This window comes from Bacillus cereus group sp. MYBKT14-1, from assembly GCF_051915185.1.
Classification (GTDB): Bacteria; Bacillota; Bacilli; order Bacillales; family Bacillaceae_G; genus Bacillus_A; species Bacillus_A cereus.
In genome coordinates this window covers 18,413-45,407 of the sequence record NZ_JBQAEF010000004.1, presented here as the reverse complement: position 1 = coordinate 45,407, position 26,995 = coordinate 18,413, and the positions used below count along the sequence as shown (strand labels likewise).

Sequence of the window (26,995 nt, the reverse complement as noted above, 5' to 3'; positions counted from 1 at the left end):
TCTCAAAGACCAATATCTTTTAATCCAGGACTATGCTCATTTGGCATTTCAGGAAGTTCTGGTACAGGAAAACCTTTTGGCGGGTCCGTTACTGCTAATGTTCCTTTGTTTCTACTTGGTGATTCACCTTGGAATATTTCTCCCATTCTTGTTGGATCTAAGCTAAAATTAAATTGTGCGTTATGGAATCCCATGTCTACATACTTTCTGCACTCTGGGTATTTATTAATATCATAGTTCGGCACAGGGAAGAGTTTCCCCCATTCAACACCCAATGTCTCTAAAGCTTTTGCGAAAGCATTTTGATGTGCATTATCACGTACAATTAAAAATGCAAGTGTTTCTCTAAAAGTTTGATTGGAACTCATTTCATAAATTCTAGTTTTTTGAAGTACACCTGTAGATTCAAGTACTACGTTATCTAATAAATCGCTAATTAAATTCCCATGGCTATATACCCAAGATCCATTCCATGGGTTGCCAGCTGCATCAACGGGCAATGAACTTTGAGCACCTACAATAAAGTGATGAGGATTGGCATGTTTAACCGCTTCATCAAGTGGTGCCGTGTCAACACCTGCATTTCCTGGTGTAGGTTCACCAGATCCAGTTAATAGTTGATTAATTGTATGTTGTACAAGTTCTACATGGCTTATTTCTTCTAAAAAAACACCTCGAAGTAAATCACGATATTGCTTCTCTTTCCCTCTAAAATTTGAGCTTTGGAAGAAGTATTGCATCATTGTACGCATTTCGCCATAATGCCCACCTAATATTTCTTGTAAAACTTTTGCGGCAGCTGGATCTGGCTTGTCCGGCTTGATAATATTAATCAGTTCTTCTTTATAATAAAACATGAAGTACACCTCTTTTAAGTTAGTTAACATTGTTATCGTGTCCGCCATTTGGTTACTTAATACTTTAATTCATGTTTTTACCAATTATTTATTGCCTCAAAATGCAAAGTTTTTGAAAATAACTATTTTAGATGTGAGATGAAAATAGGGGATAGATACTTAGCATTTAATAAAAAAAGATAAGATTACGAAATGTAATCTTATCTTTAAGGCTTCAGAATGACTTTTATACAGTCGTCTTCACGATTATTAAAAATTTGATAACCGTAGCTCGCTTCTTCAAGGGGGATTTTGTGTGTAATAATCTCTTTTGGATCAAATTCTTTATTTGTTATTTTTTCAAATAGTTCCGGCATAAAATGAATGACAGGTGCTTGTCCCATTTTAAGATTAATATTTCTAACCCAAAATGCCCCGAGTGGAAATGCATTATAATTGCCACCATAAACGCCGGTCATTTGAACCGTTCCATATTTCCTTACGGCTTTCGTAGCGATTTGAATAGGGCCGAGAGTTCCGCCTTGTAGTTTCAATTTTTGTTCCAGAAATTCTAGAGGCGATTTTTTTCCATCCATTCCCACGCAATCAATGACTACATCGGCACCGCCATGTGTAATTTCCTTTAAATGTTCTCCCATATCTGGAAATTTTGTAAACTCAAATACCTCAACATTGTTAATCTTTTTTGCATAATTCATCCGATAATCTAAGTAATCCACTGCAATTACACGTTTAGCACCTTGCATCCAAGCGAATTTTTGTGTCATTAATCCAACAGGTCCACAACCAAGGACGATAACAGTATCACCTGGCTTAACGCCTGCGTTTATTACACTCCAATAGGCTGTTGGTAAAACATCTGATAGAAATAGTAGGGATTCATCTTCAAGTTCGCATGATTCCGGTATAACAAATGGAGTAAAATTACCAAATGGAACTTTTAAATATTCTGCTTGTCCTCCTGGATGATTACCAAATTTCTCTGTATAACCAAAGTATCCACCAGAATCGTAATGAGGGTTTGAGTTATCACATTGACTTTCCATTTCATGTTGGCAATAGAAACAATGTCCACAAGAAACGTTGAAGGGGATGACAACACGATCGCCTTTTTTCACTTTAGTGACATCTGGCCCGACTTCTTCAACGATTCCCATTGGTTCATGGCCGATAATGTATCCTTGAGGTAAGGGCATGTTGCCTTGATATAGATGTAAATCAGAACCGCAAATAGCGGTTGAAGTAATTTTTACAATAATATCATCTTTTTTCTCTAATTTTGCATCATCCACTTGTTTAACCTGTACTTGGTTTGGTCCTTGATAGGTTACAGCTTTCATCTCATATCTCCTTTTGAATTATGTCTCAAAACATAATTTTATTTAATCTCTTGGTGAAATAGAAATCTTTCTTTTATTTACTGAAGGGAATTAGAAAGTATATATAGTGTTGTTATGAAAGTATGTTATATCAGTTATTCTTTCTTATATGTTTTGCCCTACTTTAAGAAAAAAATCAATTTTTATTCATAATCTAATTTCCATAAAAAGGATAATTATTATTTCATAATTTGTAGCATATTAAAAACATCGGAGGTGAAACAATATGGGAAAAAATAATAGTGGAAGTCGTAATGAAGTATTAGTTCGAGGCGCTGAACAAGCTCTTGATCAAATGAAATATGAAATTGCACAAGAGTTTGGTGTACAACTTGGTGCAGATACAACAGCTCGTTCAAACGGATCTGTTGGTGGTGAAATTACAAAACGTTTAGTAGCAATGGCAGAACAACAACTTGGTGGTAGAGCTAACCGCTAAGTAAATTAGCTTAAAATATAGCAAATATGTAAATCAATTTCTTTTGTGTATTCATAAAAATAAAAAACCTTATATTAAACAGATTCTCACTCAAAGATTATTGATAATCTTCTTTCATAATCTTTGGGTATTTAATTTGTAAACTACTTTCCTAAACAATAAACACGCAGTGTTGGAAAGGTGTTTTCCATGCATAGTAGAAAATCTTTTGCAGGAAAAAGCATACTTAAAAATTTGATTTCAATATTGAAATCAATATTTATTATGATATTTTCGAAAGGTAGGAATTTAAAAATGGGTATATTAAGTGGAAATCCTCAAAATGAACCGTTACATTACGGAGAAGTATTTGATATTTGGAGTTATCTTCTTGCTGCACAAGGTGCAATCGCAAGCCATCAAGTATTTATGAATCACACAGGTGACGAAGATTTAAAGAAGTTTTTAGAAAGCTTAATTGAAAATGATATGAATTCGGAAATAGAAGAGTTAAAAACTCTTTTAAAGGTTAATGGAATAGCTTTACCACCTGCTCCGCCAGAACGACCAGTTGCATCTATTGAAGACATTCCTCCTGGAGCACGTATTAATGATGCAGAAATTGCAGCAGCGGTTTCTACAGGGTTAGCAGCTGGACTTGTGACATGTAGTCAAGTAATGGGAAAATGCCTTCGAGAAGATGTAGGTATGCTATTCGGACAATTTCATATGAAAAAAGCGCAGGCAGGTGTAACTCTGCTACGTTTAAGTAAGAAAAAGGGATGGGTAGTTCCACCTCCATTACATGTAAGAAATTCAGATCAAGCTTAATAAACAAAAATAAAAAAGTGGCGTTGGCCACTTTTTTATTTTTTAGATGTATCCTTAAGCTTGGATTTATTTATGGTGGAAGAATCTATATATTCATCTGACATTTCTATAGCATATTTATCATGATGAATATGATTGTGATTTCTTAATTCATTGTCGTTACGCAGTACTAGCCTCTTCATATAAATGTGGAAGAAAATTTCTGTTCCACCAATAATTAAAGCGGCTATAAATGAAGAAAGTCCAATATTACGAGTAACATCTAAATCAGTAAACAAGGATGTTAGTAACCAAATTCCAAAGAAGCTTAAGCCTAAATCTGCCATTGTAGCAATCATATTTCCGTATTTAGGTAAAATGAAGAGATCACCGATTAAATAGGCAGCTCCTGTAAGGAAAAGAGAAATTAGTAATACTCTAGGAATTGAAATGCCTTTAAAGATACTAAGTACGATAAGTAATACTGCAGTTATCGCTGTGTATTTAATTAATAAAGCAACAAAATGTTTCATCATTTTCCTCCATTGTGTAAAAGTATATGGAATACAATATTTCATTAAAAACGGGTTATGCTGTTAAATAGCTTAACCCGTTTTATGTTGTACTGGAGGCCTATTTATGATATCCCATGGCACGTAAGGTGTATTTCGTTCTCCTATACACGATTATTTTTAGTTTAAAGAGAATCAACTATACCTTTGAATTCACGGTCGTAATTACCAATTAATTAGCTATATATTTTAGCATGTAATTTAACATATTAAAGAAAGAAGGAGGTGAATGAACATGTCAAACAATAACAGTGGAAACAGCAATCAATTATTAGTACGTGGCGCTGAACAAGCTCTTGATCAAATGAAATATGAAATCGCTCAAGAATTTGGCGTACAACTTGGTGCAGATGCAACAGCTCGTGCAAACGGATCTGTTGGTGGTGAAATTACGAAACGTCTTGTATCATTAGCTGAGCAACAACTTGGCGGTGGCGTTACTCGCTAATTTTATATATGAAATGGATATAGAGGAGAGGCATGCCGTCTCTCCTTCCTCATACATTTTTTAATAAATAAGCTTAGTAGCGTTACAATTTTTTTAACTTTATTTGTTTAATTTTTATACTCTCGAGGTTTTAAATACATAATTAATTTTTGTGAAATAAAAGATAAGAGGTTATATTTGATGCGAAAGGGGCAGAAAAAATGAAATATGAAGCGTTATTTACAGTTGAGATTTCTGTAGGAAGTGAAAGAGTAGCAAACCATAAAATAAAGGCTCATGATGTCGTTGATGTTGTTGAAAAGCTTGCTGAGAAGTACTTAAGTGACCATGAGGGGCATTCTCAAAATGAATAAAGGAGAATAGTAATATGACCTGTCATGATGTTAAGAACGATACGAAAGAAAAAAAAGATTTAAAATGGTGGCAACTCGCACTTATTGGGATTGGTTGTACAATAGGGACCGGCTTCTTTTTAGGATCCAGTATAGGAATTAAAATAGGTGGTTCGTCAATTATTCTTATTCTTATTTTAACTGGATTTACTACTTATATTGTATTTGAAGCATTGGCAAAAATGGCTGTAGAAGATCCGCAAACAGGATCTTTTCGCATTTACTCAAAAAAAGCTTTTGGAAATTGGGCGGGTTTTAGTCATGGATGGACATATTGGTGTTCTGAACTGCTTATTATGGGCAGCCAGTTAAGTGCGTTAGGAATCTTTTCACGCTACTGGTTTCCTAAAATACCGTTATGGATATTTGCTGCTATATATGGAGTAGCGGCTATATTAATTATTTTTATAGGGGTAAAAATATTCGAACGTTTAGAGAAATGGATGGCTATTATAAAAATCGCTGCTATTATAGGGTTTATTGTAATTGCTATTTTAGTTATTTTAGGATTTATAAAAGGTGGTTTATATAAAGCACAAATTCCGCGGAATTTTAAAGACTGGTTCCCAAATGGATTAAAAGGCACTTGGTCCTCTCTAATTTATGCATTTTATGCATTTGGAGGAATCGAAATTATGGGGTTAATGACAATAAGACTGAAAGACCCTAAAGATGCACAAAAATCAGGAAGAGTAATGTTAATGATTTTAACGATTATTTACGTAGTCTCTTTAGGGTTGGCAATTATGATGGTTCCATTAAACCAGTTTAATACGAAAGAAAGCCCTTTTGTAGTAGCATTACAAGACTATAATTTGCCGTATGTGCCATTTATTTTAAATGTAGTATTAATTTTAGCGGGTTTTTCAACATTAGTTGGTTCATTATTTGCAGTGACAAGTGTACTCATGAACTTAGCTGAAGAAGGTGATGCACCTGCAATGTTTGCTAAAAAAAACAAAAAAAACATCTCATTCCCAGCCCTAATTCTTATTATAATTGGACTTGGTGCCTCTATCCTTAGTGCTTTATTACTACCGAAAAATATATATGAATATGTAACAACTGCAGCTGGATTAATGTTGTTATATACATGGAGTCTCATTCTTCTTTCATTTTGGAGATTAATGAATCCAAAAGGTTGGATGCAGATAAAAAGCATTATTGGTCTTATAATGATTGCACTAGCTGTTAGTGGGACATTATTGCAAAAAACAACGCGTTTTGGTTTCCTAGTGAGTTTGTTGTTTTTAGGAATAGTTATTATTGTTACTATAATTGTTCATTTTGTCTCAAGGAAAAGGAATACAGCTATATGAAGAATCTATTTTTACACAATATGAGTAGTATGTAACAACTAAATAATAGAAGCTATTGAAAAATGATTTGGTAAGTTTGAAAACCAAAATATAATCCATAAATAATAAGTGATATACCAGATACTACCGTTATAAGAGACAATATACGAGCATTCAAAATTTTACGAAATATACTAGATGTACTCGCCATTGTAATATCCCAAATAAAAATGCCTAAAATAATACCAAAGCTATATAACAAAAGCTGCTCTTTATTATAGGAAGAAGCGGCTTTTGCTAATATAGAGCCGAAAATTCCAAGCCAAAATAGAATTGTCAATGGATTCGATAAAGACATAAAAAAACCAGAAAAAAAGCTTTTAATAATTGAATCATCATTTCTAGTATTACTAATACTAATTTGATTCGCATTTTTTAAACTTTCAATGCCTGTATAGATTAAAACAAAAGCTCCGAAAGACCATAAGAAAAGTTTTATAATATCTTTTTCGAGGAAATGAATTACACCTAAATAAATAAGTGTCATGTAGATAACATCTGCAAGTAAGGCTCCTATGCCAAGAATCCAAGCGTGAAAAAACCCACTCCTAATACCTTTTTCTAGCTGCGCAGCATTTATAGGTCCCATTGGAGCAGATAATGATAAACCTAAGAAAACATAGCTTAAAAATATGCCCACGTATAATATGCTCCTCCCACTAAATTTGATCTATATTAAATCTATTCAGTGGTTAAAGTTTGTACAACTAAATAATAAAAAACGGAGTGAATTACTTATTTTTATGAAAGTATTTTATGATTCGAGAAAATGGACACTTGGATGGGACGGTTTCATCATCACGTAAAAAATATTGCTGCCATTCATAATTATCTTTTTCACCATAATCTTTAAGAGAGGGATGAATAGGAGCTTTGTCATAAGCGGCTAGACGTTGGCGTATTAAGTTTTTTAGTTTTCGACTGCGTTTCTCAGAATTCATAACTCCCTGTAAAACCCATCTAGGTGTTAAAGCGAGCATCATACATGAAAAATGTCTACTTTGTCTATTAACATGGGCGGGTGTAGCGCAGTAAACGAAATATGATTCATTATGAAAGCAAAATTCCCAAGTATTCTCCATAGGGTCATTTGGAATGTGCGTAGGCCATTCCATCTCGTCCAAACAACTGGTTTTATTAAGTAGAGACCAATAAATATGTTCAAAATCTTCAACTGTAGTTTCTCGCAGTAAATCTATTGGTGTATGAATAAAAACAATAAGTGAGGCGTATTGACCTGTGTCTCTAGAACATTCAGTATATTCTTTAAGTAATGCAGCAAAACCCTCGCTAGTATTCGTATCTCTAGGATCACCAATGAACCCGTACCTGAGGTGATTTGCTGTAAAGCCGTGTTGAGCTGGTATACAAGGAAACAATTTATCTTTATCTGTCATTTTTAATTTAAAAGAACGGAAAGCTTCTCGTTGCCAATGTGGAAGGGTAATAATATTTTTTTGTAAAGAGTCTTTATCATAAAGTATAGTCATCTTTTTATCCCTCCTAAGTCATAATATATAACCTATTAATTATTTAAGAATAGGTGACTAACACGGCTAGAATAATTATTTTTTAATCTATAAAAATAAAATGATTTAATGAAAAATCCCCTTCAATGTAGTTACTTTAATAGTGGATCTTTAATAACGTATAAATTTAAGTAGCTATAAAATTTAAAAAATATAAAAGGAATATGTAGGTACAATGTTCACATTTATATTTTCTAACTAATATGGTTTATAACGAAACAAGAAAGGATGTATTATGATGGGGGTTTTCAAGGAAGAAAAAATTAAATTTATAGATTGTAAAGGCGAAGAAGTCATTTTGAAAATCAAAATTAAGGATATAAAAAAGTAGGGAAGAGGAATTAAGGATACTTTATTGTGATTAACATAGAAGGATGAAAAGTAATCATGAATTAGATTGAAATGAATTCAGTAGTATAGGCCCTTTTTGAATTTTTTTGCATAGTGTGGCATGAATGAATATTAAGGGGGAACATCTATGTCTTATCCTAATCAGCTAGCTTGGCATGAAACATTGGAGTTACATGAATTAGTAGCATTTCAAGCAAACGGTTTAATCAAATTAAAAAAATCAGTTAGGAATGTATCAGATCAAGCACTTCAATCGTTATATATTAAAGCTATAAATGTCATCCAAAACAACTTACAAGAGTTAGTACAATTTTATCCTTATGCTCCTGGATTTCAAGCACAGCATCGTGATGACACTGGATTTTACGCCGGAGATTTACTTGGATTAGCAAAGACATCTGTTCGAAATTATGCAATTGCAATTACTGAAACTGCAACGCCTCGTCTTAGAGAAGTTTTAACCCGTCAAATAAATGGTGCTATACAATTACATGCGCAGGTTTTTAACTTTATGTACGAACGTGGTTACTATCCAGCTTACGATTTAAAACAACTATTAAAAAATGATGTTCAAAATGTGCAAAAGGCAATACAAATGCAATATTAAAATGAAGATATGGAAATTATCTTTAGAGGAAAACTATAGTTTATTTATAGGTCAATTAGTTAAGACTCAATGGTAATTTCCATTGTTAATAAAATGATTAAATGCTAAAAATATAGATTCATTCTAAAATGTTAAAGAGATTATATTAGCGCTATTGTAGGATGGTGAACCTCTTAAAGCTTTTTTAGTGAGTTTTAACCAAATATTAAATACGCTTGAGAATAAATATTTATATGATACATCTAATTCAATGTTATTTTCCTTTGGCACTAAGTATGTTTAGCACGTTTTTCTTTTGGGAAAAATAAGAATATACATTAGTGGAAAGGATAGGATTTAATGGTTACCAAAACCGATAATACAAGCTATTTAACCTCTTCTGTTTATTTGACCCGTAATCTATGGTCAGGTATCTTGTTTGGCATAGGATTAGTAGCTTTTATAGATGAAACTATTTTTCATCAACTGCTGCATTGGCACCATTTCTATGATAAATCTACAACAGATATTGGACTCATTTCAGATGGTCTTTTTCATGCTTTTAGTTGGTTTGCAACGATTGGTTCCTTGTTTATGGTTGCTGATCTTCGTCGTAGAAATGCATTTTGGTTGAAAAGATGGTGGAGCGGATTAATGCTTGGTAGTGGTGGATTTCAATTATATGACGGTATAATTCAACATAAACTAATGAAAATACATCAGATTCGATACGTAGATAATGTTCTTATCTACGACGTAATATGGAACATAATTGCGACTGTAATGCTCTTAATTGGCATTCTGCTAGTTTTTCAGACAAGAACTGATGAAAGATTATTGAGAGGTAAAAGCTTAAATGAACAATAACCATCTTCATCATGAAATATGGAATGCACTGGATATTTTACTATTCGTATTCATTTTAATTATGTTAATAATTTATATAGTAGCCATGATTTTATCAAATCGCCATTACAAACGATGGCCGTTATATCGAAGTGTCTTCTGGATTTTAGGACTTATTTGTGTGGCAATAGCAGTTGTTGGGCCCTTAGCTCATCGTGCTCATAATGATTTCACAGTGCATATGCTTGTGCATTTACTCCTTGGGATGCTTGCTCCAATTTTTATAGCATTAGCCGCTCCAATGACTCTTTTTTTACGAACGCTCAATGTGAAAGCAGCACGACGTCTTTCAAGGATACTAAAGAGTAGGCCTCTACAACTTCTTACTCATCCAATCATCGCAACCTTGCTTAATTTAGGAGGACTATGGATTCTCTATACGACTAGCTTATACTCGATGATGCACGAAAGTATACTTCTTCATTTGTTCATACATTTCCACGTTTTTATTGCAGGATATCTGTTTACCACATCAATGATTTATGTTGATTTAATATCCCATAGGTATAGCTATATGTACCGATCAATTATTTTAATAATTGCATCAGCTGGTCATGGGATATTATCAAAATACATATATGCTCATCCGCCTACTGGTGTAGTTACTGAACAAGCTGAAATGGGAGGCGTGCTGATGTATTATGGCGGGGATTTCATTGATATTGTTCTTATTTTTATACTTTGTTTGCAATGGTCTAGGGGTAGCAGACAGAGAACAAAAGTTAATAATGTAGTAAGGTCATGGGATGTATCGGATTTTTTGAAACTAAAAACTTTGAAATAAAATTTAGTTAAATCGTATTATGGATTAAGTATGGTATGAACAAAATTTAAAAAAGTATGTTAAAAGTAAAAAGAGCAGTTATTTATTATGACTGCTCTTTTTTATGGTAAGAAGTACAACCTGGGTAAGAAGCAGGCTACACTACAGGTAGTGTTTGCGGAATATCGAGTTTTATTCAATAAGGATAGTTCCATTCTTAAAATAAAGATGTTGTCTAAGATTATTGTTTTTTACATATTTTAATATCCTTTGACGTTTTGATTTTGTGATACATTTTAGTTTTTTGTTTAATTTATGTTTTTATCTACATATTTTCCATAATCAGGTGTAGCAATTTTATCAAATTCTTGAGCGAGTGTATTGAGGCTTGTTGATAGCAATTCACCTGACATCGGTATCCCATGTCCAGTAACAGCGGTTAGAGGCTTTAACTTCTCTAGCTTAATAACTGACTCTTTAGCGGCTTTCCAGTCTGTTGTTAAATAACGAGGCGGACCGCTTATTTCCTGTTCCTGAGTAATTACCTTATATAGATATTCCTGCTTCACCGTAACAAAAGCGTCCCCAGCAATTAATGTTCGGTCTTTTTCTCGGAATAATGAAATATGACCTGGAGTGTGTCCTGGTGTATGAATCCATCTAAACTCTGGCATATGGGGAACAGTTCCATCTGTAGGAAGTACTTTTATGCTACTTCCTAAATCAATCGGTTCGTTAGGGAACAGAGGGGACATTTTCGCTACCATACCACCTTCAACTGTTGGATCTGGTTCAGGATAGCTTTGTTGTCCGGTCAGGAAAGGTATCTCCATTTGATGGGCATAGACGGGAACATCCCAATACTTAATGAGTTCAATTATTCCACCAACATGATCAAAATGCCCGTGAGTTAAAATAATTGCTTTTGGGCGGCTGTTTGTACCAAATCGATCCTCAGCGACAGAGATAATTTCATTTGCACATTTAGGCATTCCAGCATCAACTAAAACAAAATCATTGCTCTCGGGATTTCCAACAAAACAGATGTTGACGATTTGAATCGTGTAACAAAATAAATCAGGCAATACTTCGATGCCATGACCACTTTCAATTGAAGTTGCTGGAATAAACTTATAATCACTTCCATAATTCATCTCATTGTCCACTTTTTATCCCCCTTAATATATGTTAATACGACATTATAGTTCCCTAATTTCTCAAATCCATTTTGGAGGATCTGAGAAAAGAATGAGTGGGGGATTAAAAAAACAATAATTTACTCCTAGAATTAATGTGGAGACATATCAATTTATATAAAGTGCAAACAAAAAATATTGATTGTAAAGTCGTAGTTTCTACTATTATTTTGAGTTTAAGTGTATATCTTTTAAGAGGATATACCAAGTTCTTTTATTTTGATAATTACTTGAAACTTGAATAGGGAAAACATGATCAAGCCCCCATTCTAATTCGTTTATTTCATTTTCAAGTCCTGTTGGATAGAGTAAAAGAATCTTAAAATTATTTTTAACAATATTCGATAAAACGGTTTGTAATTCTAGTGCTTCAGTCAAGTTTCCGCCCCATCTAACAAATAAAATGGATTGTGAATGATGAATTTTTTCGTAAAAGTTATCAATTCTTCGATCTAATTTTTGTTTAAAATCATGGTATGTGATGAACCAATCTTCATTTGGAATAACAGGGAAATCATGATAAGATGTTACGTTATATTTTGTGTCTTTTATAATATGAGAAAAAACAGGTTGTATCACACCATCATTAAACACAATATTTTGTTCCGGCATTGCGTGCATGTTTTTTAAATCCATAAAGTCTATAAAATTATTTTTCAATAATGTATTGATAGAAGAAAGATTGGGTGATTCAAACCAATCTAGAGGACCTGAATATTTCCGCAGCCTATATTTTTTCAGATGAATAGCGGTATAACAATTTTCCCCTAAACTAATAACATCATCATAAATTCCTTGAAGCTTTTTCATTTCCAATACAATCATCCTTTTTTGGGAAAATAGGAGAACTAATTCATTATAAATAATATATGTATGTATAAAACCTCCTGTGAAAAGGCTCACAGGAGGTTAAACTAAAGCGTATTTCGGGTTATATACTATTTGTCGAGGTAAGAATTGTGTGTGATAATTAATGGCGTTTTAGAAAAAAGGGGAAAAACAGAAGTACATTGAAGTTAGTTGTGAATAAATTATAATTTAAAATTGAGCGGAAATAAGGAGCCCCAGTTACTTCATTATGCAACTGGGGCATTTTTTAATCTCTTCCTAACTTAATTATATCATGTAAATCAAGTTCGAAATAGACTGTTTATTCGTATTTACTACTGCTACAATCAAGAACACATGAATAGTAAGGAGAGGTGCCAAATGAGTTCTTTCGTTCTCGGTTTTCAGGAAATAGAAAAAATGCAGCTTTCACTTGTTGGTGGAAAAGGATTGAATTTAGGGGAGTTATCCAATATTCAAGGGATACAAGTGCCAGAAGGATTTTGTGTTACAACGGTAGGGTATGAACAGGCCATCGGAAAAAATGAAGCATTTCAAACTTTGTTGAATCAATTAAAAATGCTAAAAATTGAGGAACGAGATCAAATTGGTGAAATTAGTAAGAAGATTAGAGAAGTCATTATGGCGGTACAAATCCCTTCTGATGTAGTGGAATCAGTAGCTCATTATCTCTCACGTTTTGGAAATGAACATGCGTATGCCGTGCGTTCTAGTGCTACGGCTGAAGATTTACCGTATGCTTCGTTTGCTGGGCAACAAGATACGTATTTAAATATTATCGGAGAAAACGCAATTTTACAGCATGTAAAAAAGTGCTGGGCTTCTTTATTTACAGAGCGAGCAGTCATGTACCGTATGCAAAATGGTTTTGAACATAATCAAGTTTCTATATGTGTTGTTGTTCAAAAAATGGTTTTCCCGCAGGCTTCAGGAATTTTATTTACCGCTGATCCGATTACTTCTAACCGGAAGGTGTTATCAATCGATGCCAGTTTTGGACTTGGTGAGGCATTAGTATCAGGACTGGTCTCTGCTGATAATTATAAAGTAAAAGAAGGCGAAATCGTCGATAAGATGATCGCAACTAAAAAATTAGCTATCTATGGCTTACAAGAAGGCGGAACAGAAACAAAACAGATTGATCCGGCTCAGCAAAAAATTCAAACATTGTCTGAACAACAAATTTTACAACTAGCAAGTATCGGAAGACAGATTGAAGCTTATTTTGGTTGTCCGCAAGATATTGAATGGTGTTTAGTGGATGATACATTTTATATTGTCCAAAGTCGCCCCATTACGACTTTATATCCAATACCAGAAGTAAATGATGGGGGAAATCATGTGTATATATCGGTTGGTCACCAACAAATGATGACCGATGCGATGAAACCACTAGGGTTATCTTTTTTCCTGTTAACGACTAGTGCTCCTATGCGTAAAGCGGGAGGAAGGCTATTTGTTGATGCTACGCAACAATTAGCTTTACCTGCTAGCAGAGCTTATTTAGTAAACACTTTAGGGAAGTCGGATCCACTCGTAAGAGATGCATTAACGACTATAATCGAGCGAGATCATTTTATTAAATTATTACCGAATGAAGAAAAAGAAAAGAGTGCTAGTAAAAGTAAGCCACCAGTAAGTTCGCAACCAGAAATCGAAATTGATCCAGCAATCGTTACAGATTTAATAAAGAATAGTGAAGCATCAATCGAAGAGTTAAAACGAAACATGCAAACGAAATCAGGGGTGGATGTACTTGATTTTATTTTAGAAGACATTCAGCAATTAAAGAAAGTATTATTTAACCCGCAAAGTATAGCGGTCATTATGGCAGGTATGAATGCTTCGGCTTGGATCAATGAAAAAATGGAGCAATGGCTAGGCGAAAAGAATGTAGCAGACGCGCTTTCTCAATCGGTACAAAATAATATTACGTCAGAAATGGGGCTAGCATTAATGGATGTTGCTGATGTGATTCGGCCGTATCCAGAAGTTATTGCGTATTTACAACATGTAGAAGAGGATAACTTTTTAGATGAACTTGTTCAGTATAACGGCGGAGAAAAAGCTCGAGATACAATCATTGCTTTTCTAAATAAATATGGAATGAGATGTAGCGGAGAAATCGACATTACGAAAACGCGCTGGAGTGAGAAGCCAACAACCATTATCCCAATGATATTAAATAATATAAGAGACTTTGAATATGGTGCGAGTAAGCGGAAGTTTGAAGAAGGACTGCAAGAAGCTTTAAAAAAAGAAGAAGAATTATTAGACCGATTGCAGCACTTGCCGGATAGTAAACAAAAAGTAGAAGAAGCGAAGCGAATGATTCGTAATATCCGTAATTTTATTGGCTATCGTGAATATCCAAAATACGGTATGATTAATCGTTATTTCATATATAAGCAGGCGTTATTGAAAGAAGCTGAGCAACTTGTGCAGAGCGGTGTTATTCATGAAGTTGATGATATTTACTATTTAACTTTTGAAGAGCTTCACGAAGTTGTTCGCACGAAGAAACTAGATTACGAAATTATTCATAAACAAAAAAATGATTATAAATTATATGAAAAACTAACGCCTCCGCGTGTAATGACGTCTGATGGAGAAATCATTACAGGTAAATATAAACGTGAAAACCTTCCAGCTGACGCGATTATAGGCCTGCCTGTTTCTTCAGGAGTGATTGAGGGAAGAGCTCGCGTTATTTTAAACATGGAAGAAGCGAATTTAGAAGAAGGAGATATATTAGTTACTGCGTTTACTGACCCTGGCTGGACACCATTATTTGTATCTATAAAAGGATTAGTCACTGAAGTCGGCGGGCTGATGACCCATGGAGCGGTTATCGCACGTGAATATGGATTACCAGCAGTTGTCGGGGTAGAGAATGCTACGAAATTAATAAAAGATGGGCAACGAATACGAGTACATGGAACAGAAGGGTATATTGAAGTGTTGTAATGAAATAAAAGATCATCCGCTATAAATAGTGGATGATCTTTTATTTTGCAACAACTCATTTCTTTAAACCAGCCGCATAAAAAGGTCCATGAACGGCGATTGTTGATAAAATACGAGCAATCTCCTCAGGTGTTTCTTTTTGTCCATTATTTAACCATTGTTGGATGACACCTATATGTGCAGATGCCATATAAGAAGTTAAATATTCGCTTGGAACAAGTAAATTCTCCTTATTAATGAGAGGACCATTCGTATCTTCAAATAATGTTTTCCACATAAAGTCTTTCAGTTTTGTTTGGAAAGATAAATCTCCTTTCGGACTTAGTACAGCTCTCATAAAATCACTATTTTCATTTAGAAATTCAAGAATAGAAGTGATAAGTATAAATGGCATTGTTGGAGAAGGATTTGATCCAAGATCAGCAATAACTTCCGGGAATTTCTGTTTAGCAATGTTAGAAAACTCGTACATAATGTCTTCTTGGCATTTTGTCATTAAATCAAATTTATCTTGATAGTGCGCATAGAAAGTACCGCGATTAATGTTTGCTTTCGTTGTAATATCTTTCACTGTAATGGCGTCAAAACCTTTTTCTTCAATTAGCTCCACCAATGCATTTCGTATGGCAGTTTTTGTACGAACAACACGCAAATCTAAATTATTATCGCGCAAAGCATATCCCTCCTTAATTTTAGCCAACACATTTCAAGAATGTGTATGATAACCGACACATTCACGATTTTTGATTATTGTATAAGGTTCAACTCGAACATATAATTCAAAATATAAATAAACAACACGTTGTTGGTTATTATAAATCAAATGATAGGAGGAGAAAAGAAAATGTTTAAAAATAAACTTTTATGGTTATCACCAGTTATTGCCTTACTTGTAGTTTTTATTTTTTCATTAACATTATTTCCAGCCGTTCAACCTCAGCCGAAAAACTTGCCAATTGCAATTGTAAATGAGGATCAAGGTGTAGAAATTCCAAATCAAGCTAAAATGAATATAGGGCAAACAATTGTTGATACGGTGAAAAAATCATCGAAATCAGATGGAGGAGAACCTGCGGTAAAGTGGGTAGAAGTGAAAAATAAGGAAGCAGTTCAAAAAGGGTTAAATAATAAAGAGTACTATGCAGCGTTAGTCATTCAGAAAGAATTTAGCGCAAAACAAGCGTCATTACGAACACCGCAACCATCTTCACCCGAGATAGAAATATATATTAATCAAGGAATGAATACGGCTGCATCAACTATGGCAGGGCAAATATTACAGGCGACTGTTGATAATATGAACAATACTGTTCGTACACAAATATTAGAAGGGTTGAAAGCAAAAGGAGCTACTGTAACAACAGATCAAGCTGAGAAATTAGTAGCACCTATTGTAAAGAACGTGAAAAATGTGAATGAGGTCGGCAAAAATAGTGCGAACGGTAATTCACCAATATCATTATTCCAGCCGTTATGGATTGCAAGTTTAGCTAGCGCAGCGATTATTTTTATTGCGATTAGTAAAATGCCAGTAAGCTCAAGAAAAGAAAACTTTCTGTTAAAAGTAAAACAAATCGTAACAGGAGCCATTGCGACACTTGTAATTGGGTTTGGTCTTACATGGATTGCAGATGGGATGGTAGAGTTAAATATTTCGAACTTCACAGATACAGCTCTATTCTTATCCATTACTTCTTTTAGTTTCTTCTTAATGATATCCGCGGTACTTTCATTAGTTGGGCTAAAAGGAATCGGTTTATTCGCTTTATTACTATTCTTCGGGGCGCCGTTATTATCATTAGCACCTGAGATGTTGTCTCCGTTTTATCAAGACTGGGTTTATCCATGGTTACCAATGAAATTTATGATTGAAGGCCTAAGAGACATCTTCTTCTTCGGAAAAGGGTTAAGCTGGAATACACCTGTTACTGTACTCGTTTGGATTGGTATAGTAAGTATGGTTACTATATTAGCAACTGCATTCAAACATAGTGCAATAAAAGGGCATAAAACAGAATTGAACGCTTAAAAACAAGCCGTTTCACTAATTAGTGAAACGGCTTGTTTTTGATTTTTTCTCAATGTAAATGCCGGATTGTTGAAAAGTGTAGAGTTTAGAATTAAGTCGAGATTTCTAGAGGTCGCGTACATTCCAAACAATCTCACCACGTTCATCATCCCACGTACTGTGATGACGCTTAAATCCTATCTTTTCTAGTACCCGGAGGGAAGCGATATTCCAAGCACCTACAGTCGACCAAAGTCTTTGGCGCCCAGTAGCAATCGCCGCGTCCAGTACAACAGATGCCGCCTCAGTCGCATAACCTTTACCATGAGCGCTGCGGAAAAACTCGTATGCAATCTCCGGCTCTTCAAGTGTGGAACGACCGATAACAGTATCCGATGAAATCACCTTTGTCTCTCCTTCGAATAGTGAGAAGGGAAATACCATTTTCGTCTGCCTTTTTGCGCATCTCAATAAGCCGGTTACGAACGGATTCGAGGGTCGGCATGTCCACACCACGTTCGCCAATTAATTTTCTCATCCAAACTGAATCGGATTCCTCCCACATACTCAGGTCAAGTCGTTCGGTTTTTAGCTGGAACTTCATAGTTTTAAATAAAGATGGCATAGTGGAACCTCCTAGTTATGTCACTGAACTCATAATAGCTTCGCACCGCATCATGTTGAACCTCTCGTTAATTCGCGAATTTATTTTCCAACTCCCACGAGAGTTTATAGCAACAGTATATAATAGTATTATTTTATGCATAATCAATTCCTTTGCAAAATAGACCCTTTTCTCTAACTTTTCTTTCAATCTAAAGCCGTCCCGTTATATACACAGGCTCCTACTATTTCTAAATGCATAAAATGTTAAGCGAAAGTATGGGGGGATATGATGTATAATTCGAATTATTATGATTGGTATAGGCAGAATGATAAGTTAATTAGTGATATTGAAAAAGCTATAAATGGAGAGTATAGCGCTATAAGCTGCTATGCAAAATTAGCAAATATGGCTCCAAATCAAGTAGAACAAAAACAAATTCTTGAAATTCGTAATGATGAAATAAAGCATTTCCACCACTTTGTACAAATTTATACGAACTTAACTGGTAGGCAGCCAAAACCACAAATTACTGAAGACTGCCCAAATACGTATTTACAAGGATTAGAGTTCGCTATACAAGATGAACAAAAAACAGTAGATTTTTATTTGGAAATTTCAGATGAGACATCGGATGCACATTTGAAAGAGTTGTTACGGAGAATAGCTGCGGATGAACAAAATCATGCAGTATGGTTTTTATATTACTTCGTGAAGTCGAAGTGAGCATTAAGAATGAACGACTGATGTGGCGCATATATTAAAAAATATTTTAAAACGTAGTGCAACAATTGAATGAAATATTTAAATGTAAGCAGAAGGAAACCGTTTCGCTAGTAGTGGAGCGGTTTTTTATGATGTACATATGTATCGACAAAATATAGTAATTACATTTGATATATAATGTATGAAACGAAAATGAATAAGTTAGGAGCAAGCATATGAAAAGAGGGTTTACAGTAGATATTCTAGATGAATATGATAATTTACTTTGGAAAGTATTAAAGCCAATTGATATTACTGTATTTGATTGGCGAGTGAGGGATGAGGAGTCCTACTTAATAGCACGTGGTGAATTGGATGAGGCATTATTTCCAGAAGAACCAAGTGTAGTGGAAGGGTTAGCATTGAAAAAGTTAGTTAAAGACAACATATATTATCTTATTTTTGCAGATTTAAAAGCATATCCTAAAGGAGAAAAAGCGATAGATATTGAAACATATGAAGAGTTTAAGGAAAGTAAGTGTGAGCTAATCGTATTAGCAGTGGATGCTCAATACATACAAATTTATGCGAAAGATCAAAAAGCGATTGAATTAATGTATGAAAACGTACGGAAACAAGGATTTTATGTGAAATATGTTACAGACGAAAACGACGGTAGAACGCGTTTGTCAGTATGGTAGCAATTTGAAAGGGGAAAGGCAATATGGAGAGAAATATAAGTAAAGAATATGCAATTCGAATTGCTACTGAAAATGAAAGTGATAGTATTATCCTTTTATTAAAAGAGGTAGCACAATGGCTACAATATAAAGAAGTGGATCAGTGGCAGTATCTTTTAGGAGAGGAAGCTACGGCTGAAATACTAGAATGTATAAGAGAGAAATATACATATGTTGTTCTGAAAGAAGCTGAAATAGTTGGTACGGTTACAGTTTCTCCTAAACAAAATGAATGGGATGAACATATTTTTGGTAAAGAGGAAGTTTCTAATTCATTATATATTCATAGATTTGCGGTGAAACGGAAGTATAAGGGAAATGGAATAGGAGAATGGATTTTACGGTGGGTAGAAGAGAATGTGCAATGTGATAAAGAGTATTTGAAGTTAGATTGCGTGGGGCATAATCGTACGTTGAATGATTTTTATAAGAAAAATAGTTTTGAATATGTTGGAAGTACGGATGGGCTTAGTAAGTTTCAAAAGAAAAGGAGAATGTGAATGCATCCAATTAACGTAAGTTTAGTTGAAAAGTTAATACAGGAACAGTTTCCTGAATGGGCCCATTTAGAAGTGAAACCTGTAAAGTTTAGTGGGCATGATAATAGGACGTTTCACTTAGGGGATGAGATGAGTGTAAGATTGCCAAGTGATGTGGCATATGCACCGCAAGTAGAGAAAGAAAATAGTTGGCTTCCTATATTAAATAAGGGGCTTTCTTTACCGATTTCTACCCCACTTGCGAAAGGAAATCCGTCTGAAGCGTATCCATTGCCTTGGTCTATTAATAAGTGGATAGAGGGAGAAACAGTTACGAAACAAAACGTTCGGGATTTAAATGAATTTGCGGCGGACTTAGGATCTTTTTTAGTAGAATTGCAATCTATTAATGCGAGTAACGGACCTTTAGCTGGAACACATAATTTTTACCGAGGCGGACTTATATCTGTATATGATGAAGAGGCGAGAGTTGCTATTGAAAATAATAAGGATGTTTTTGACGAGGCATTATTAAAGCACCTTTGGAATGTAGCACTTAGTTCAATATGGGACCGTAAGCCAGTTTGGATTCATGGAGATGTAGCACCAGGGAATTTACTCGTTAAAGATGGAAAACTTTGTGCTGTAATTGATTTTGGTATTTTAGGCGTAGGAGATCCTGCTTGTGATGCAGCGATGGCGTGGACGTTTTTTGATGAAAATAGTAGAAATGTATTTAAAGAAGTATTACGCATGGATGAAGAGACGTGGAATAGAGCGAGAGGATGGGCACTTTGGAAGGCGATAATTACATATGATGCGAATAGGGATAGTAATGAAAAAGTAGCAGAAGAATCGTATCGTATCATTCAAGTGCTTGTGGATGATTATGAGAGGTAATAGAAAAGCCTATTTTAAAATAGGCTTTTTCATATGATTAAATAGTAGAAATGGAAAGAAGGAATACAACATTATTATACAGAATATTTAGATAATAGGAGGTGTCGAATTTTGAGTGAAATTGAATTAAAGAGTAATGTAATTAAGACAGGGCGAGAGAAGGGGATTATTCTTCGGTTTATACTTGCTAGTCTCGTTGGGGTGTTTATGTTTTTCGTTCCTGTTACGATAAATGGTGCATCGTCTATTATGATTGATCATATCGTATCGTGGATTAGGGCTTCGGTTCCTGGCGTAGTACCTTATTATGCATTATTTGTTATGGCGATTGGTGCGATTTATCCATTTTATACGAAGAAATGGAATGCATCTATTGTAGACATTTGTTTTTCTATTTTAAAAGTAGTTGGCGTTGTTTTTGGCATATTATATTGTTTAAAAGTAGGACCAGCTTGGTTCTTTGCGCCAGATGTTGGACCGTTTTTATATGAGAAGCTAGTCATATCAGTAAGTTTGCTCGTTCCAATTGGCTCGGCGTTTTTAGCGTTATTAGTCGGATATGGATTGCTTGAATTTATCGGTACATTTTGTCGTCCGATTATGAGGCCATTATGGAATACGCCGGGGAGATCGGCAATCGATGCAGTTGCGTCCTTCGTTGGAAGTTATTCGCTTGCTCTCCTTATTACGAATCGCGTGTATAAAGAAGGAAAGTATACGACAAAAGAAGCGGCGATTATCGCTACAGGATTTTCTACAGTATCCGCTACATTTATGATCATCATCGCAAAAACATTAGATATTATGCATTTATGGAATGTTTATTTTTGGACTACACTTGTTGTAACATTCATCGTGACTGCTATCACCGTAAGAATCCCGCCCCTTAGTAGAAAACCAGATACATATGTAACAGAAGAAGGGTTCCCAGAGCCTGTTTATAAAGAGAAAATGTTAGAACGTGCTTGGGAAGATGCGTTAGAAGTATCAAAGTCTGCACCGAGCATTATGAAAAATATTGCAATGAATTTAAAAGACGGATTTATTATGACAATGGGAATTTTACCATCCATTATGTCAGTAGGATTAATTGGTATCGTCTTAGCGAAGTTCACGCCAACATTTGATTGGATTAGTTATATTTTCTATCCGTTTACATGGCTATTACAATTACCGGAAGCAGACTTAGCTGCTAAAGCGGCATCCGTTGGTATTGCAGAAATGTTTTTACCGTCATTATTAGTTGTAAGTGCGCCACTTGTGACAAAGTTTGTCATTGCAGTTGTTTCCGTATCATCTATACTGTTTTTCTCCGCTTCCATTCCTTGTATATTATCAACAGATATTCCGTTAAAAGTATCTGAACTTATTATTCTGTATGTGCAGAGAACGATTTTAACGTTGCTTATCATTACGCCGATTGCTTATTTGTTGCTTTGAACTATAATGTAAGTTCTGAATATATGGCGTTTACTAAATTGTGTAAATGAATATTTATCGTAAAAGCGTAGGTAGTGTGAAATTATAAGTGCGATGCTTGAATAAAGGCATCGTATTTTTTATTTTTAGATGTACTATATGTTTATGGCGCTAATTCATTAATATATATTAATAAAACTATGTTAATGATGTGTTATAGTAACAACAAAGGGGGCTTAAAAATGGAAATTATTCACGAAAGAGCAAAGTTGCGGTTAATGGATAATATTGATGTCGAAACTTTGTTTTCGATTGTAGAAGGAAATCGGGATATTTGGGCGTATTTAATCTCTAAAATGGATAGTGTGCAAGATATGCAACAATACGTTCAAAAAGCAATAAAGGGTTACGGAAGAGGTACTCAAATACCTTTCATAGTCGTAGATCAACAGTCGAATAAGATTGTAGGAAGTACACGGTTATATAATATTTCAGTAGAAGATAAGACAGTTGAGTTAGGGCAAACGTGGTATCATCCGAGTGTGCAACGTACGAGTATAAATACAGAGTGTAAGTATATGCTTCTTCAGTATGCTTTTGAAAAACTGCATATGCTTAGGGTACAAATTAAGACGGATGCAAGAAATGAAAAAGCCCAACGAGCAATTGAAAGATTAGGCGCAGTAAAAGAGGGTGTGCTTCGAAATGAAAGAAAATTACCGAATGGTTATGTGAGAGATGCGGTGGTGTACAGTATTATCTCGAGTGAATGGCCAGGCATAAAAGAACAATTGTTAGAAAAATTAGAGTTGTATAAAGAAAAGTTATAATTCGTGTTTTGAAAGGTATATTGTTCGTGAGATATGAAAAATATACCTTTTTTCTTACAAAATGCTACTTTATTTTAATTCCTTTTGTTTCATCGTTCCCTTCTGAGAAAAAATTCGTTACAATGTAGTTGTATGGTAATAAACTTATGAATTTAAAAAATGTAATGAAAACCGCAAATGAAAATGAATTGATAATCCTCAATTTTAAATGAAAACCCTTTTATACATAAATAACAAGTAAAGTTCCTTCTTTTAAATAAACTCAAACAAAACGATTTGATATAAATGTTTTTTATAGAAGTATGGATGATGTACGGAGGCAATTACAAATGAAAGAAAATAAGAAGAGTAAGAAAAGACGAATCTTTCAAGTATTTTTACTAATGATTTGTTCTGCTATTTTATATGTAAGTTATGCAGCTTACGATATTTGGAGTTATCGTTTTAAAGCAAATGATGACGTGAAAACGGATGCTGGTATCGTACTAGGAGCAGCTTCATGGAACGGAAAACCATCTCCTGTATTTAAAGAAAGAATTAATCATGCGATTTCTTTATATAAGAACGGAAATATTAAAAAGATTATTTTTACAGGTGGTACAAAGTTCGAGGCAGAACTTGAGGAAGCACGTACTGCAAGAGTATATGCAATGAAACAAGGTGTAAAAGAGGAAGATATTTTAATTGAAACTAAATCCCTTTTCACTGAAGAAAATTTAAAAAATGCGAAGCAAGTTGGAATAGAGAACGGCATACAAACATACACGATTGTAAGTGATCCACTTCATATGAAACGCGCAATGAGAATCGCAAAACATATTAATATTGAAGCGTATGCTTCACCAACGCCGACATCAGCATATAAAACGTTAGATACAGAAATACCATTCTTCTTTAAAGAATTATTCTCGTATATTGGATATGTAACCTCTTTGCCATTAAAAGCATTGAAGGGGGACTAATATAAGAAAAGGATCTATCCTTAAATAGGAACTTTTCTTATTAGTCAAAAACATTGTATTTTTATCGGAATAGTGAAACAATAGAGAGGTAGCTTCATATAATCATAATGACAAAATGAACGGTTTATGAATCGAGCATAAAGTGAAACTTTAATCAGTGGGTGGGTTTCTCACTGATTATTAGTTGAACCAATCGGGCGTTTACGGGCAGTTGATCTCCCACCTAACTTCCTTTGCTTCACCTGAATTTTTAGGTGGGAGTTTTACTGCCCGCAAATAGCGGGATAAAGGAGATTATAGTATGGCACTCTCATTTGTTGAAACAGAAGAACAGTCTTTAATTATTGAGAAAATAAATAAATTGATCCCGAAGTTCATGGAAAGGGAGCATCAGCTAAGTGAATTAGGATCATTTCCGTATGAAAATATAAATGATTTGAAAGATATCGGATATACGAAATTAACGTTACCGAAGGAATTTGGTGGTAGTGCGATTTCTTTATATGACTTCGTTTTATTTCAAGAGAAAATCGCGGAAGGCTGCGGAGCTACTGCATTATCGATTGGCTGGCATCTTGGCATTGTGAAAGAGTTAGCGGAAAATCGCTCTTGGAATGATGAGATGTTCAAATGGTTTTGCGAAGAAGTACGTAATGGTGCGCTCTTTAACAGGGCAGCAACAGAACCGAAAACAGGGAGTCCAACGCGTGGTGGCAAACCAGAAACAATAGCGGTTCAACAAGGCGAGAAGTGGGTTATAAATGGAAGAAAAACTTTTACAACGATGGCGCCAGTACTTGATTATTTTATTATTTCAGCAAGTATGGAAGGCCGTGAAGAAGTTGGTGAGTTTGTTATTCCAAGAAATACACTCGGTGTATCTATTGAAGAAACGTGGGATAGCGTTGCAATGCGAGGGACTGCTAGCCACGACCTTGTCTTACAAAATGTAGAGATAGAAAGTCGCTTTTTTACAGATATAAAGGGCGGGAATGTGAAACAAAAGGGTATTGGCTGGTTGCTACATATACCAGCATGTTATTTAGGAATTGCACAATCAGCAAGAAATTATGCAGTTCAGTTTGCGGGATCATACAAACCAAATAGTTTAAACCATTCTATTAGTTTATTACCGAATGTTAGAAGATTAGTTGGAGAATTAGAACTCGAGCTTATGCAAGCTCGCGTCTTTTTATATCAAATTGCGAAAAAATACGATGAGGCAGAAGATAAACTGTCACTGCAAGCAGAATTAGCGGCAGTGAAATACGCCGTAACAAATGCGGCGATATCTATAGTGGATAAATCAATGCGCATCGTAGGAGCAAAAAGTTTATCAGAAAAAAATCCGCTTCACCGTTACTATTTAAACGTCAGAGCAGGACTGCATAATCCACCGATGGATGATGCAACACTGTCTATGCTGGCGGATGCGGCGTTTCGGTCGTGATTTTTGAAGTTTACATTTTATTGTTTATGGATATTATAGTTGTTTTGAAAGCACGGGTTTGATTAGTAATCAAACCCGTGCTTTTTATGTGTATGAAGTACTTAATGGAGATGTAGGTTTTTAATATAAATAATTATCATGGTGTTGTGATTGTTTCTTGTTGAAAAATTCTTATTGTAATGCCAGTTTGGAGGCTGTATAAACATTTTTCGTATTTAATCCCAAATTAAAGGTCTTTCCAAGTTAACCATTCGCAAATATTGTAAAAATTGACCCGCATGGACCGCATCATGATAGGCAATTCGTAATAGCATATCACCTAAATATCGTTGATAGCCAACATCACTTCTATCAATAAGTCTTGAATCTAGCTCGGCTATGCTTATTGATTGAACATATTCTATGAAGTCAGTAAAGTGTGATTGTGCCAATTCAATTTCTTTTTTTACACAAGTAATTGGCTCGTCATCATACGGGGTACGTATGTCGTTTATTGAACCGTTGTTTTTTATAATCATATGATAGTAAAAAGTTGAGCTCCATACGTGACGAATCATTTCACCAAAGGACATAGCCTCATGATCAGGCTTCCAATTAAGAAAATTATCGGGAAGAGAATTCCATAATTTTTCTGAGCGCCTTCTCGTTTCTTTTAAATTTAATATACTAAGATCAATTGCATTCATAATACATTCTCCTTTACTATTAAACTTAAAATAATTGTATCAATTTAATAGTTAGGGTATCATCGAAATATGAATGTATATCCGAATATCTCATATATAGCTAAACTAATTGCTGAACCTACAAGAGCAATCATCTTAGATTGTCTAATGAATAATCAGGCACTACCTGCTAGTGAATTGGCTTATATGGCAAAAGTGTCACATCCAACAATTAGTTCGCATCTTTCTAAATTAGTAGAAGGGAATTTACTTACAGTTGAACAACATGGTAGACATCGTTACTATCGACTTGCTAATCAAGAAGTTGCAGAAGTGCTTGAAAAGTTAGGGACAATTGCACCAACAGTTCAAGTTCGCTCTTTAAAACAATCAAGCCAACTAAAACAAATTCGTTATGCTCGAACTTGTTATGATCATCTTGCAGGTAAACTCGGTGTAGAGATAACTGAAAAATTACTAGATAGGCAATTTATAATTTTAGAGGGTGGAGAATACATTGTAACGGAACAAGGTAAGGAATGGTTTCTGAATTTTGGAATAAATGTTGATGAGGCAGATACAAAAAGGAGGGTATTTGCAAAACCTTGCCTTGATTGGAGTGAACGGCGTTACCATATTTCTGGTTGGTTAGGGTCTGCAATTGCAAAACTGCTTTTTGAACAGGGATGGATTACGAAAACGGATAAGAACCGAGCTGTCCATCTTACAAAGAAAGGTGTAAAGTTATTGGAAGATCAATTAGGCATTGATATGAAAACTGAGGAAAGAAAAGCTTGAAATTAGAAAAGTCCGTCAAAATGACGGGTTTTTTCATTATGGTAGGAGTGTACA

Annotated in this window: 28 protein-coding genes and 1 pseudogene; 19 read left to right on the top strand and 10 right to left on the bottom strand. The window is 34.6% G+C overall.

What is annotated here, in order from left to right:
- Nucleotides 1-2: 2 nt before the first annotated feature.
- A complete protein-coding gene (locus ACTFO4_RS12750) occupies nt 3-857 on the bottom strand; it encodes a manganese catalase family protein (protein ID WP_000500357.1) in 855 nt (284 codons plus the stop codon).
- Nucleotides 858-1,063: 206 nt separating this feature from the next.
- Nucleotides 1,064-2,197: a zinc-dependent alcohol dehydrogenase gene (locus ACTFO4_RS12745; RefSeq protein WP_000649085.1), complete on the bottom strand. Its 1,134-nt coding sequence runs from the start codon at nt 2,195-2,197 to the stop codon at nt 1,064-1,066.
- A 265-nt stretch (nt 2,198-2,462) separates the two neighbouring features.
- Here ACTFO4_RS12745 and sasP point away from each other — a divergent pair, with 265 nt between their 5' ends.
- Nucleotides 2,463-2,675, top strand: a complete 213-nt coding sequence (gene sasP, locus ACTFO4_RS12740; protein WP_000517671.1) for a small acid-soluble spore protein, SasP family — start codon at nt 2,463-2,465, stop codon at nt 2,673-2,675.
- A 294-nt stretch (nt 2,676-2,969) separates the two neighbouring features.
- The gene (locus tag ACTFO4_RS12735) at nt 2,970-3,485 is read left to right on the top strand and encodes a DUF3231 family protein (protein ID WP_000512129.1); all 516 of its coding nucleotides are present in this window, start codon (nt 2,970-2,972) and stop codon (nt 3,483-3,485) included.
- A gap of 35 nt (nt 3,486-3,520) precedes the next feature.
- Here the strand turns inward: ACTFO4_RS12735 and ACTFO4_RS12730 are convergent, their stop codons facing one another.
- Nucleotides 3,521-3,997 carry a YndM family protein gene (locus ACTFO4_RS12730; RefSeq protein ID WP_000680267.1) on the bottom strand — a complete coding sequence of 159 codons (477 nt, stop codon included), beginning with the start codon at nt 3,995-3,997 and terminating at the stop codon, nt 3,521-3,523.
- 274 nt (nt 3,998-4,271) lie between these two features.
- Here ACTFO4_RS12730 and ACTFO4_RS12725 point away from each other — a divergent pair, with 274 nt between their 5' ends.
- The 3 genes from ACTFO4_RS12725 to ACTFO4_RS12715 all read left to right on the top strand — a co-directional run bounded on the left by ACTFO4_RS12725 (nt 4,272) and on the right by ACTFO4_RS12715 (nt 6,195).
- Nucleotides 4,272-4,484: an alpha/beta-type small acid-soluble spore protein gene (locus ACTFO4_RS12725; protein ID WP_000069657.1), complete on the top strand. Its 213-nt coding sequence runs from the start codon at nt 4,272-4,274 to the stop codon at nt 4,482-4,484.
- A 200-nt stretch (nt 4,485-4,684) separates the two neighbouring features.
- Nucleotides 4,685-4,837, top strand: a complete 153-nt coding sequence (locus ACTFO4_RS12720; protein ID WP_000872953.1) for a hypothetical protein — start codon at nt 4,685-4,687, stop codon at nt 4,835-4,837.
- A 14-nt stretch (nt 4,838-4,851) separates the two neighbouring features.
- Nucleotides 4,852-6,195 (top strand): amino acid permease, encoded by a 1,344-nt coding sequence (locus ACTFO4_RS12715; protein ID WP_000128220.1) that lies wholly within the window; start codon nt 4,852-4,854, stop codon nt 6,193-6,195.
- Nucleotides 6,196-6,247: 52 nt separating this feature from the next.
- Here ACTFO4_RS12715 and ACTFO4_RS12710 read toward each other — a convergent pair whose 3' ends face one another.
- Both ACTFO4_RS12710 and ACTFO4_RS12705 read right to left on the bottom strand, forming a co-directional pair.
- Nucleotides 6,248-6,874 carry a LysE family transporter gene (locus ACTFO4_RS12710; RefSeq protein ID WP_098583580.1) on the bottom strand — a complete coding sequence of 209 codons (627 nt, stop codon included), beginning with the start codon at nt 6,872-6,874 and terminating at the stop codon, nt 6,248-6,250.
- Between the two features lie 91 nt (nt 6,875-6,965).
- A complete protein-coding gene (locus ACTFO4_RS12705; protein ID WP_000154287.1) occupies nt 6,966-7,724 on the bottom strand; it encodes a YqcI/YcgG family protein in 759 nt (252 codons plus the stop codon).
- Between the two features lie 517 nt (nt 7,725-8,241).
- Between ACTFO4_RS12705 and cotF the strand changes: the two genes are divergently transcribed.
- The 3 genes from cotF (at nt 8,242) to ACTFO4_RS12690 (ending at nt 10,390) form a co-directional block, all read left to right on the top strand.
- A complete protein-coding gene (gene cotF, locus ACTFO4_RS12700) occupies nt 8,242-8,721 on the top strand; it encodes a spore coat protein CotF (protein ID WP_000121390.1) in 480 nt (159 codons plus the stop codon).
- 339 nt (nt 8,722-9,060) lie between these two features.
- Nucleotides 9,061-9,567 (top strand): DUF2243 domain-containing protein, encoded by a 507-nt coding sequence (locus tag ACTFO4_RS12695; RefSeq protein ID WP_000256782.1) that lies wholly within the window; start codon nt 9,061-9,063, stop codon nt 9,565-9,567.
- A complete protein-coding gene (locus ACTFO4_RS12690) occupies nt 9,557-10,390 on the top strand; it encodes a cytochrome c oxidase assembly protein (protein ID WP_001063484.1) in 834 nt (277 codons plus the stop codon). The genes ACTFO4_RS12695 and ACTFO4_RS12690 overlap by 11 nt, the downstream gene beginning before the upstream one ends.
- Nucleotides 10,391-10,677: 287 nt before the next feature.
- Here the strand turns inward: ACTFO4_RS12690 and ACTFO4_RS12685 are convergent, their stop codons facing one another.
- Together ACTFO4_RS12685 and ACTFO4_RS12680 are read right to left on the bottom strand one after the other, a co-directional pair.
- Nucleotides 10,678-11,535 carry an MBL fold metallo-hydrolase gene (locus tag ACTFO4_RS12685; protein ID WP_000368273.1) on the bottom strand — a complete coding sequence of 286 codons (858 nt, stop codon included), beginning with the start codon at nt 11,533-11,535 and terminating at the stop codon, nt 10,678-10,680.
- A 195-nt stretch (nt 11,536-11,730) separates the two neighbouring features.
- Nucleotides 11,731-12,390 (bottom strand): DUF1796 family putative cysteine peptidase, encoded by a 660-nt coding sequence (locus tag ACTFO4_RS12680; protein WP_050552316.1) that lies wholly within the window; start codon nt 12,388-12,390, stop codon nt 11,731-11,733.
- Nucleotides 12,391-12,774: 384 nt separating this feature from the next.
- On the opposite strand from ACTFO4_RS12680, the gene ppsA reads away from it, so the two are divergent.
- Complete coding sequence (gene ppsA, locus ACTFO4_RS12675; RefSeq protein WP_440014387.1) at nt 12,775-15,381, top strand: phosphoenolpyruvate synthase; 2,607 nt, start codon at nt 12,775-12,777, stop codon at nt 15,379-15,381.
- Between the two features lie 55 nt (nt 15,382-15,436).
- Here ppsA and ACTFO4_RS12670 read toward each other — a convergent pair whose 3' ends face one another.
- Nucleotides 15,437-16,054 carry a TetR/AcrR family transcriptional regulator gene (locus tag ACTFO4_RS12670; RefSeq protein ID WP_061457399.1) on the bottom strand — a complete coding sequence of 206 codons (618 nt, stop codon included), beginning with the start codon at nt 16,052-16,054 and terminating at the stop codon, nt 15,437-15,439.
- Nucleotides 16,055-16,225: 171 nt separating this feature from the next.
- Here ACTFO4_RS12670 and ACTFO4_RS12665 point away from each other — a divergent pair, with 171 nt between their 5' ends.
- On the top strand, nt 16,226-17,410 hold the full coding sequence (locus tag ACTFO4_RS12665) for a YhgE/Pip domain-containing protein (RefSeq protein WP_440014386.1): 1,185 nt from the start codon (nt 16,226-16,228) through the stop codon (nt 17,408-17,410).
- Between the two features lie 105 nt (nt 17,411-17,515).
- Here ACTFO4_RS12665 and ACTFO4_RS12660 read toward each other — a convergent pair.
- Nucleotides 17,516-18,014 (bottom strand): annotated as a pseudogene (locus tag ACTFO4_RS12660) (GNAT family N-acetyltransferase).
- A gap of 270 nt (nt 18,015-18,284) precedes the next feature.
- Between ACTFO4_RS12660 and ACTFO4_RS12655 the strand changes: the two are divergent.
- The 8 genes from ACTFO4_RS12655 to ACTFO4_RS12620 all read left to right on the top strand — a co-directional run bounded on the left by ACTFO4_RS12655 (nt 18,285) and on the right by ACTFO4_RS12620 (nt 25,478).
- Entirely contained in the window at nt 18,285-18,719 is a 435-nt protein-coding gene (locus tag ACTFO4_RS12655; RefSeq protein WP_000282827.1) for a ferritin-like domain-containing protein, read from the top strand.
- 215 nt (nt 18,720-18,934) lie between these two features.
- The gene (locus ACTFO4_RS12650) at nt 18,935-19,399 is read left to right on the top strand and encodes a DUF2691 family protein (RefSeq protein WP_061457396.1); all 465 of its coding nucleotides are present in this window, start codon (nt 18,935-18,937) and stop codon (nt 19,397-19,399) included.
- A 23-nt stretch (nt 19,400-19,422) separates the two neighbouring features.
- Entirely contained in the window at nt 19,423-19,938 is a 516-nt protein-coding gene (locus ACTFO4_RS12645; RefSeq protein ID WP_000440749.1) for a GNAT family N-acetyltransferase, read from the top strand.
- On the top strand, nt 19,939-20,817 hold the full coding sequence (locus tag ACTFO4_RS12640) for an aminoglycoside phosphotransferase family protein (protein ID WP_438882684.1): 879 nt from the start codon (nt 19,939-19,941) through the stop codon (nt 20,815-20,817).
- Between the two features lie 111 nt (nt 20,818-20,928).
- Nucleotides 20,929-22,257 carry a YjiH family protein gene (locus tag ACTFO4_RS12635; RefSeq protein ID WP_001289418.1) on the top strand — a complete coding sequence of 443 codons (1,329 nt, stop codon included), beginning with the start codon at nt 20,929-20,931 and terminating at the stop codon, nt 22,255-22,257.
- Between the two features lie 221 nt (nt 22,258-22,478).
- Nucleotides 22,479-23,066, top strand: coding sequence for a GNAT family N-acetyltransferase (locus tag ACTFO4_RS12630; protein ID WP_000402578.1), 588 nt, complete (start codon nt 22,479-22,481; stop codon nt 23,064-23,066).
- 329 nt (nt 23,067-23,395) lie between these two features.
- Nucleotides 23,396-24,028 carry a YdcF family protein gene (locus ACTFO4_RS12625; protein WP_000662215.1) on the top strand — a complete coding sequence of 211 codons (633 nt, stop codon included), beginning with the start codon at nt 23,396-23,398 and terminating at the stop codon, nt 24,026-24,028.
- Nucleotides 24,029-24,329: 301 nt separating this feature from the next.
- A complete protein-coding gene (locus ACTFO4_RS12620; RefSeq protein WP_326235066.1) occupies nt 24,330-25,478 on the top strand; it encodes an acyl-CoA dehydrogenase family protein in 1,149 nt (382 codons plus the stop codon).
- A 215-nt stretch (nt 25,479-25,693) separates the two neighbouring features.
- On the opposite strand, the gene ACTFO4_RS12615 is transcribed toward ACTFO4_RS12620, so the two are convergent.
- Complete coding sequence (locus ACTFO4_RS12615) at nt 25,694-26,164, bottom strand: DinB family protein (RefSeq protein WP_326235065.1); 471 nt, start codon at nt 26,162-26,164, stop codon at nt 25,694-25,696.
- Nucleotides 26,165-26,233: 69 nt separating this feature from the next.
- On the opposite strand from ACTFO4_RS12615, the gene ACTFO4_RS12610 reads away from it, so the two are divergent.
- Nucleotides 26,234-26,941: an ArsR/SmtB family transcription factor gene (locus tag ACTFO4_RS12610; RefSeq protein ID WP_257115450.1), complete on the top strand. Its 708-nt coding sequence runs from the start codon at nt 26,234-26,236 to the stop codon at nt 26,939-26,941.
- Nucleotides 26,942-26,995 lie beyond the last annotated feature (54 nt).

Coding starts and splice junctions, on each gene's coding strand:
- ACTFO4_RS12750 (WP_000500357.1), bottom strand. CDS start 857: ATGTTTTATTATAAAGAAGAACTGATTAATATTATCAAGCCGGACAAG.
- ACTFO4_RS12745 (WP_000649085.1), bottom strand. CDS start 2,197: ATGAAAGCTGTAACCTATCAAGGACCAAACCAAGTACAGGTTAAACAA.
- sasP (WP_000517671.1), top strand. CDS start 2,463: ATGGGAAAAAATAATAGTGGAAGTCGTAATGAAGTATTAGTTCGAGGC.
- ACTFO4_RS12735 (WP_000512129.1), top strand. CDS start 2,970: ATGGGTATATTAAGTGGAAATCCTCAAAATGAACCGTTACATTACGGA.
- ACTFO4_RS12730 (WP_000680267.1), bottom strand. CDS start 3,997: ATGAAACATTTTGTTGCTTTATTAATTAAATACACAGCGATAACTGCA.
- ACTFO4_RS12725 (WP_000069657.1), top strand. CDS start 4,272: ATGTCAAACAATAACAGTGGAAACAGCAATCAATTATTAGTACGTGGC.
- ACTFO4_RS12720 (WP_000872953.1), top strand. CDS start 4,685: ATGAAATATGAAGCGTTATTTACAGTTGAGATTTCTGTAGGAAGTGAA.
- ACTFO4_RS12715 (WP_000128220.1), top strand. CDS start 4,852: ATGACCTGTCATGATGTTAAGAACGATACGAAAGAAAAAAAAGATTTA.
- ACTFO4_RS12705 (WP_000154287.1), bottom strand. CDS start 7,724: ATGACTATACTTTATGATAAAGACTCTTTACAAAAAAATATTATTACC.
- cotF (WP_000121390.1), top strand. CDS start 8,242: ATGTCTTATCCTAATCAGCTAGCTTGGCATGAAACATTGGAGTTACAT.
- ACTFO4_RS12695 (WP_000256782.1), top strand. CDS start 9,061: ATGGTTACCAAAACCGATAATACAAGCTATTTAACCTCTTCTGTTTAT.
- ACTFO4_RS12690 (WP_001063484.1), top strand. CDS start 9,557: ATGAACAATAACCATCTTCATCATGAAATATGGAATGCACTGGATATT.
- ACTFO4_RS12680 (WP_050552316.1), bottom strand. CDS start 12,390: ATGATTGTATTGGAAATGAAAAAGCTTCAAGGAATTTATGATGATGTT.
- ppsA (WP_440014387.1), top strand. CDS start 12,775: ATGAGTTCTTTCGTTCTCGGTTTTCAGGAAATAGAAAAAATGCAGCTT.
- ACTFO4_RS12665 (WP_440014386.1), top strand. CDS start 16,226: ATGTTTAAAAATAAACTTTTATGGTTATCACCAGTTATTGCCTTACTT.
- ACTFO4_RS12655 (WP_000282827.1), top strand. CDS start 18,285: ATGTATAATTCGAATTATTATGATTGGTATAGGCAGAATGATAAGTTA.
- ACTFO4_RS12650 (WP_061457396.1), top strand. CDS start 18,935: ATGAAAAGAGGGTTTACAGTAGATATTCTAGATGAATATGATAATTTA.
- ACTFO4_RS12645 (WP_000440749.1), top strand. CDS start 19,423: ATGGAGAGAAATATAAGTAAAGAATATGCAATTCGAATTGCTACTGAA.
- ACTFO4_RS12640 (WP_438882684.1), top strand. CDS start 19,939: ATGCATCCAATTAACGTAAGTTTAGTTGAAAAGTTAATACAGGAACAG.
- ACTFO4_RS12630 (WP_000402578.1), top strand. CDS start 22,479: ATGGAAATTATTCACGAAAGAGCAAAGTTGCGGTTAATGGATAATATT.
- ACTFO4_RS12625 (WP_000662215.1), top strand. CDS start 23,396: ATGAAAGAAAATAAGAAGAGTAAGAAAAGACGAATCTTTCAAGTATTT.
- ACTFO4_RS12620 (WP_326235066.1), top strand. CDS start 24,330: ATGGCACTCTCATTTGTTGAAACAGAAGAACAGTCTTTAATTATTGAG.
- ACTFO4_RS12615 (WP_326235065.1), bottom strand. CDS start 26,164: ATGAATGCAATTGATCTTAGTATATTAAATTTAAAAGAAACGAGAAGG.
- ACTFO4_RS12610 (WP_257115450.1), top strand. CDS start 26,234: ATGAATGTATATCCGAATATCTCATATATAGCTAAACTAATTGCTGAA.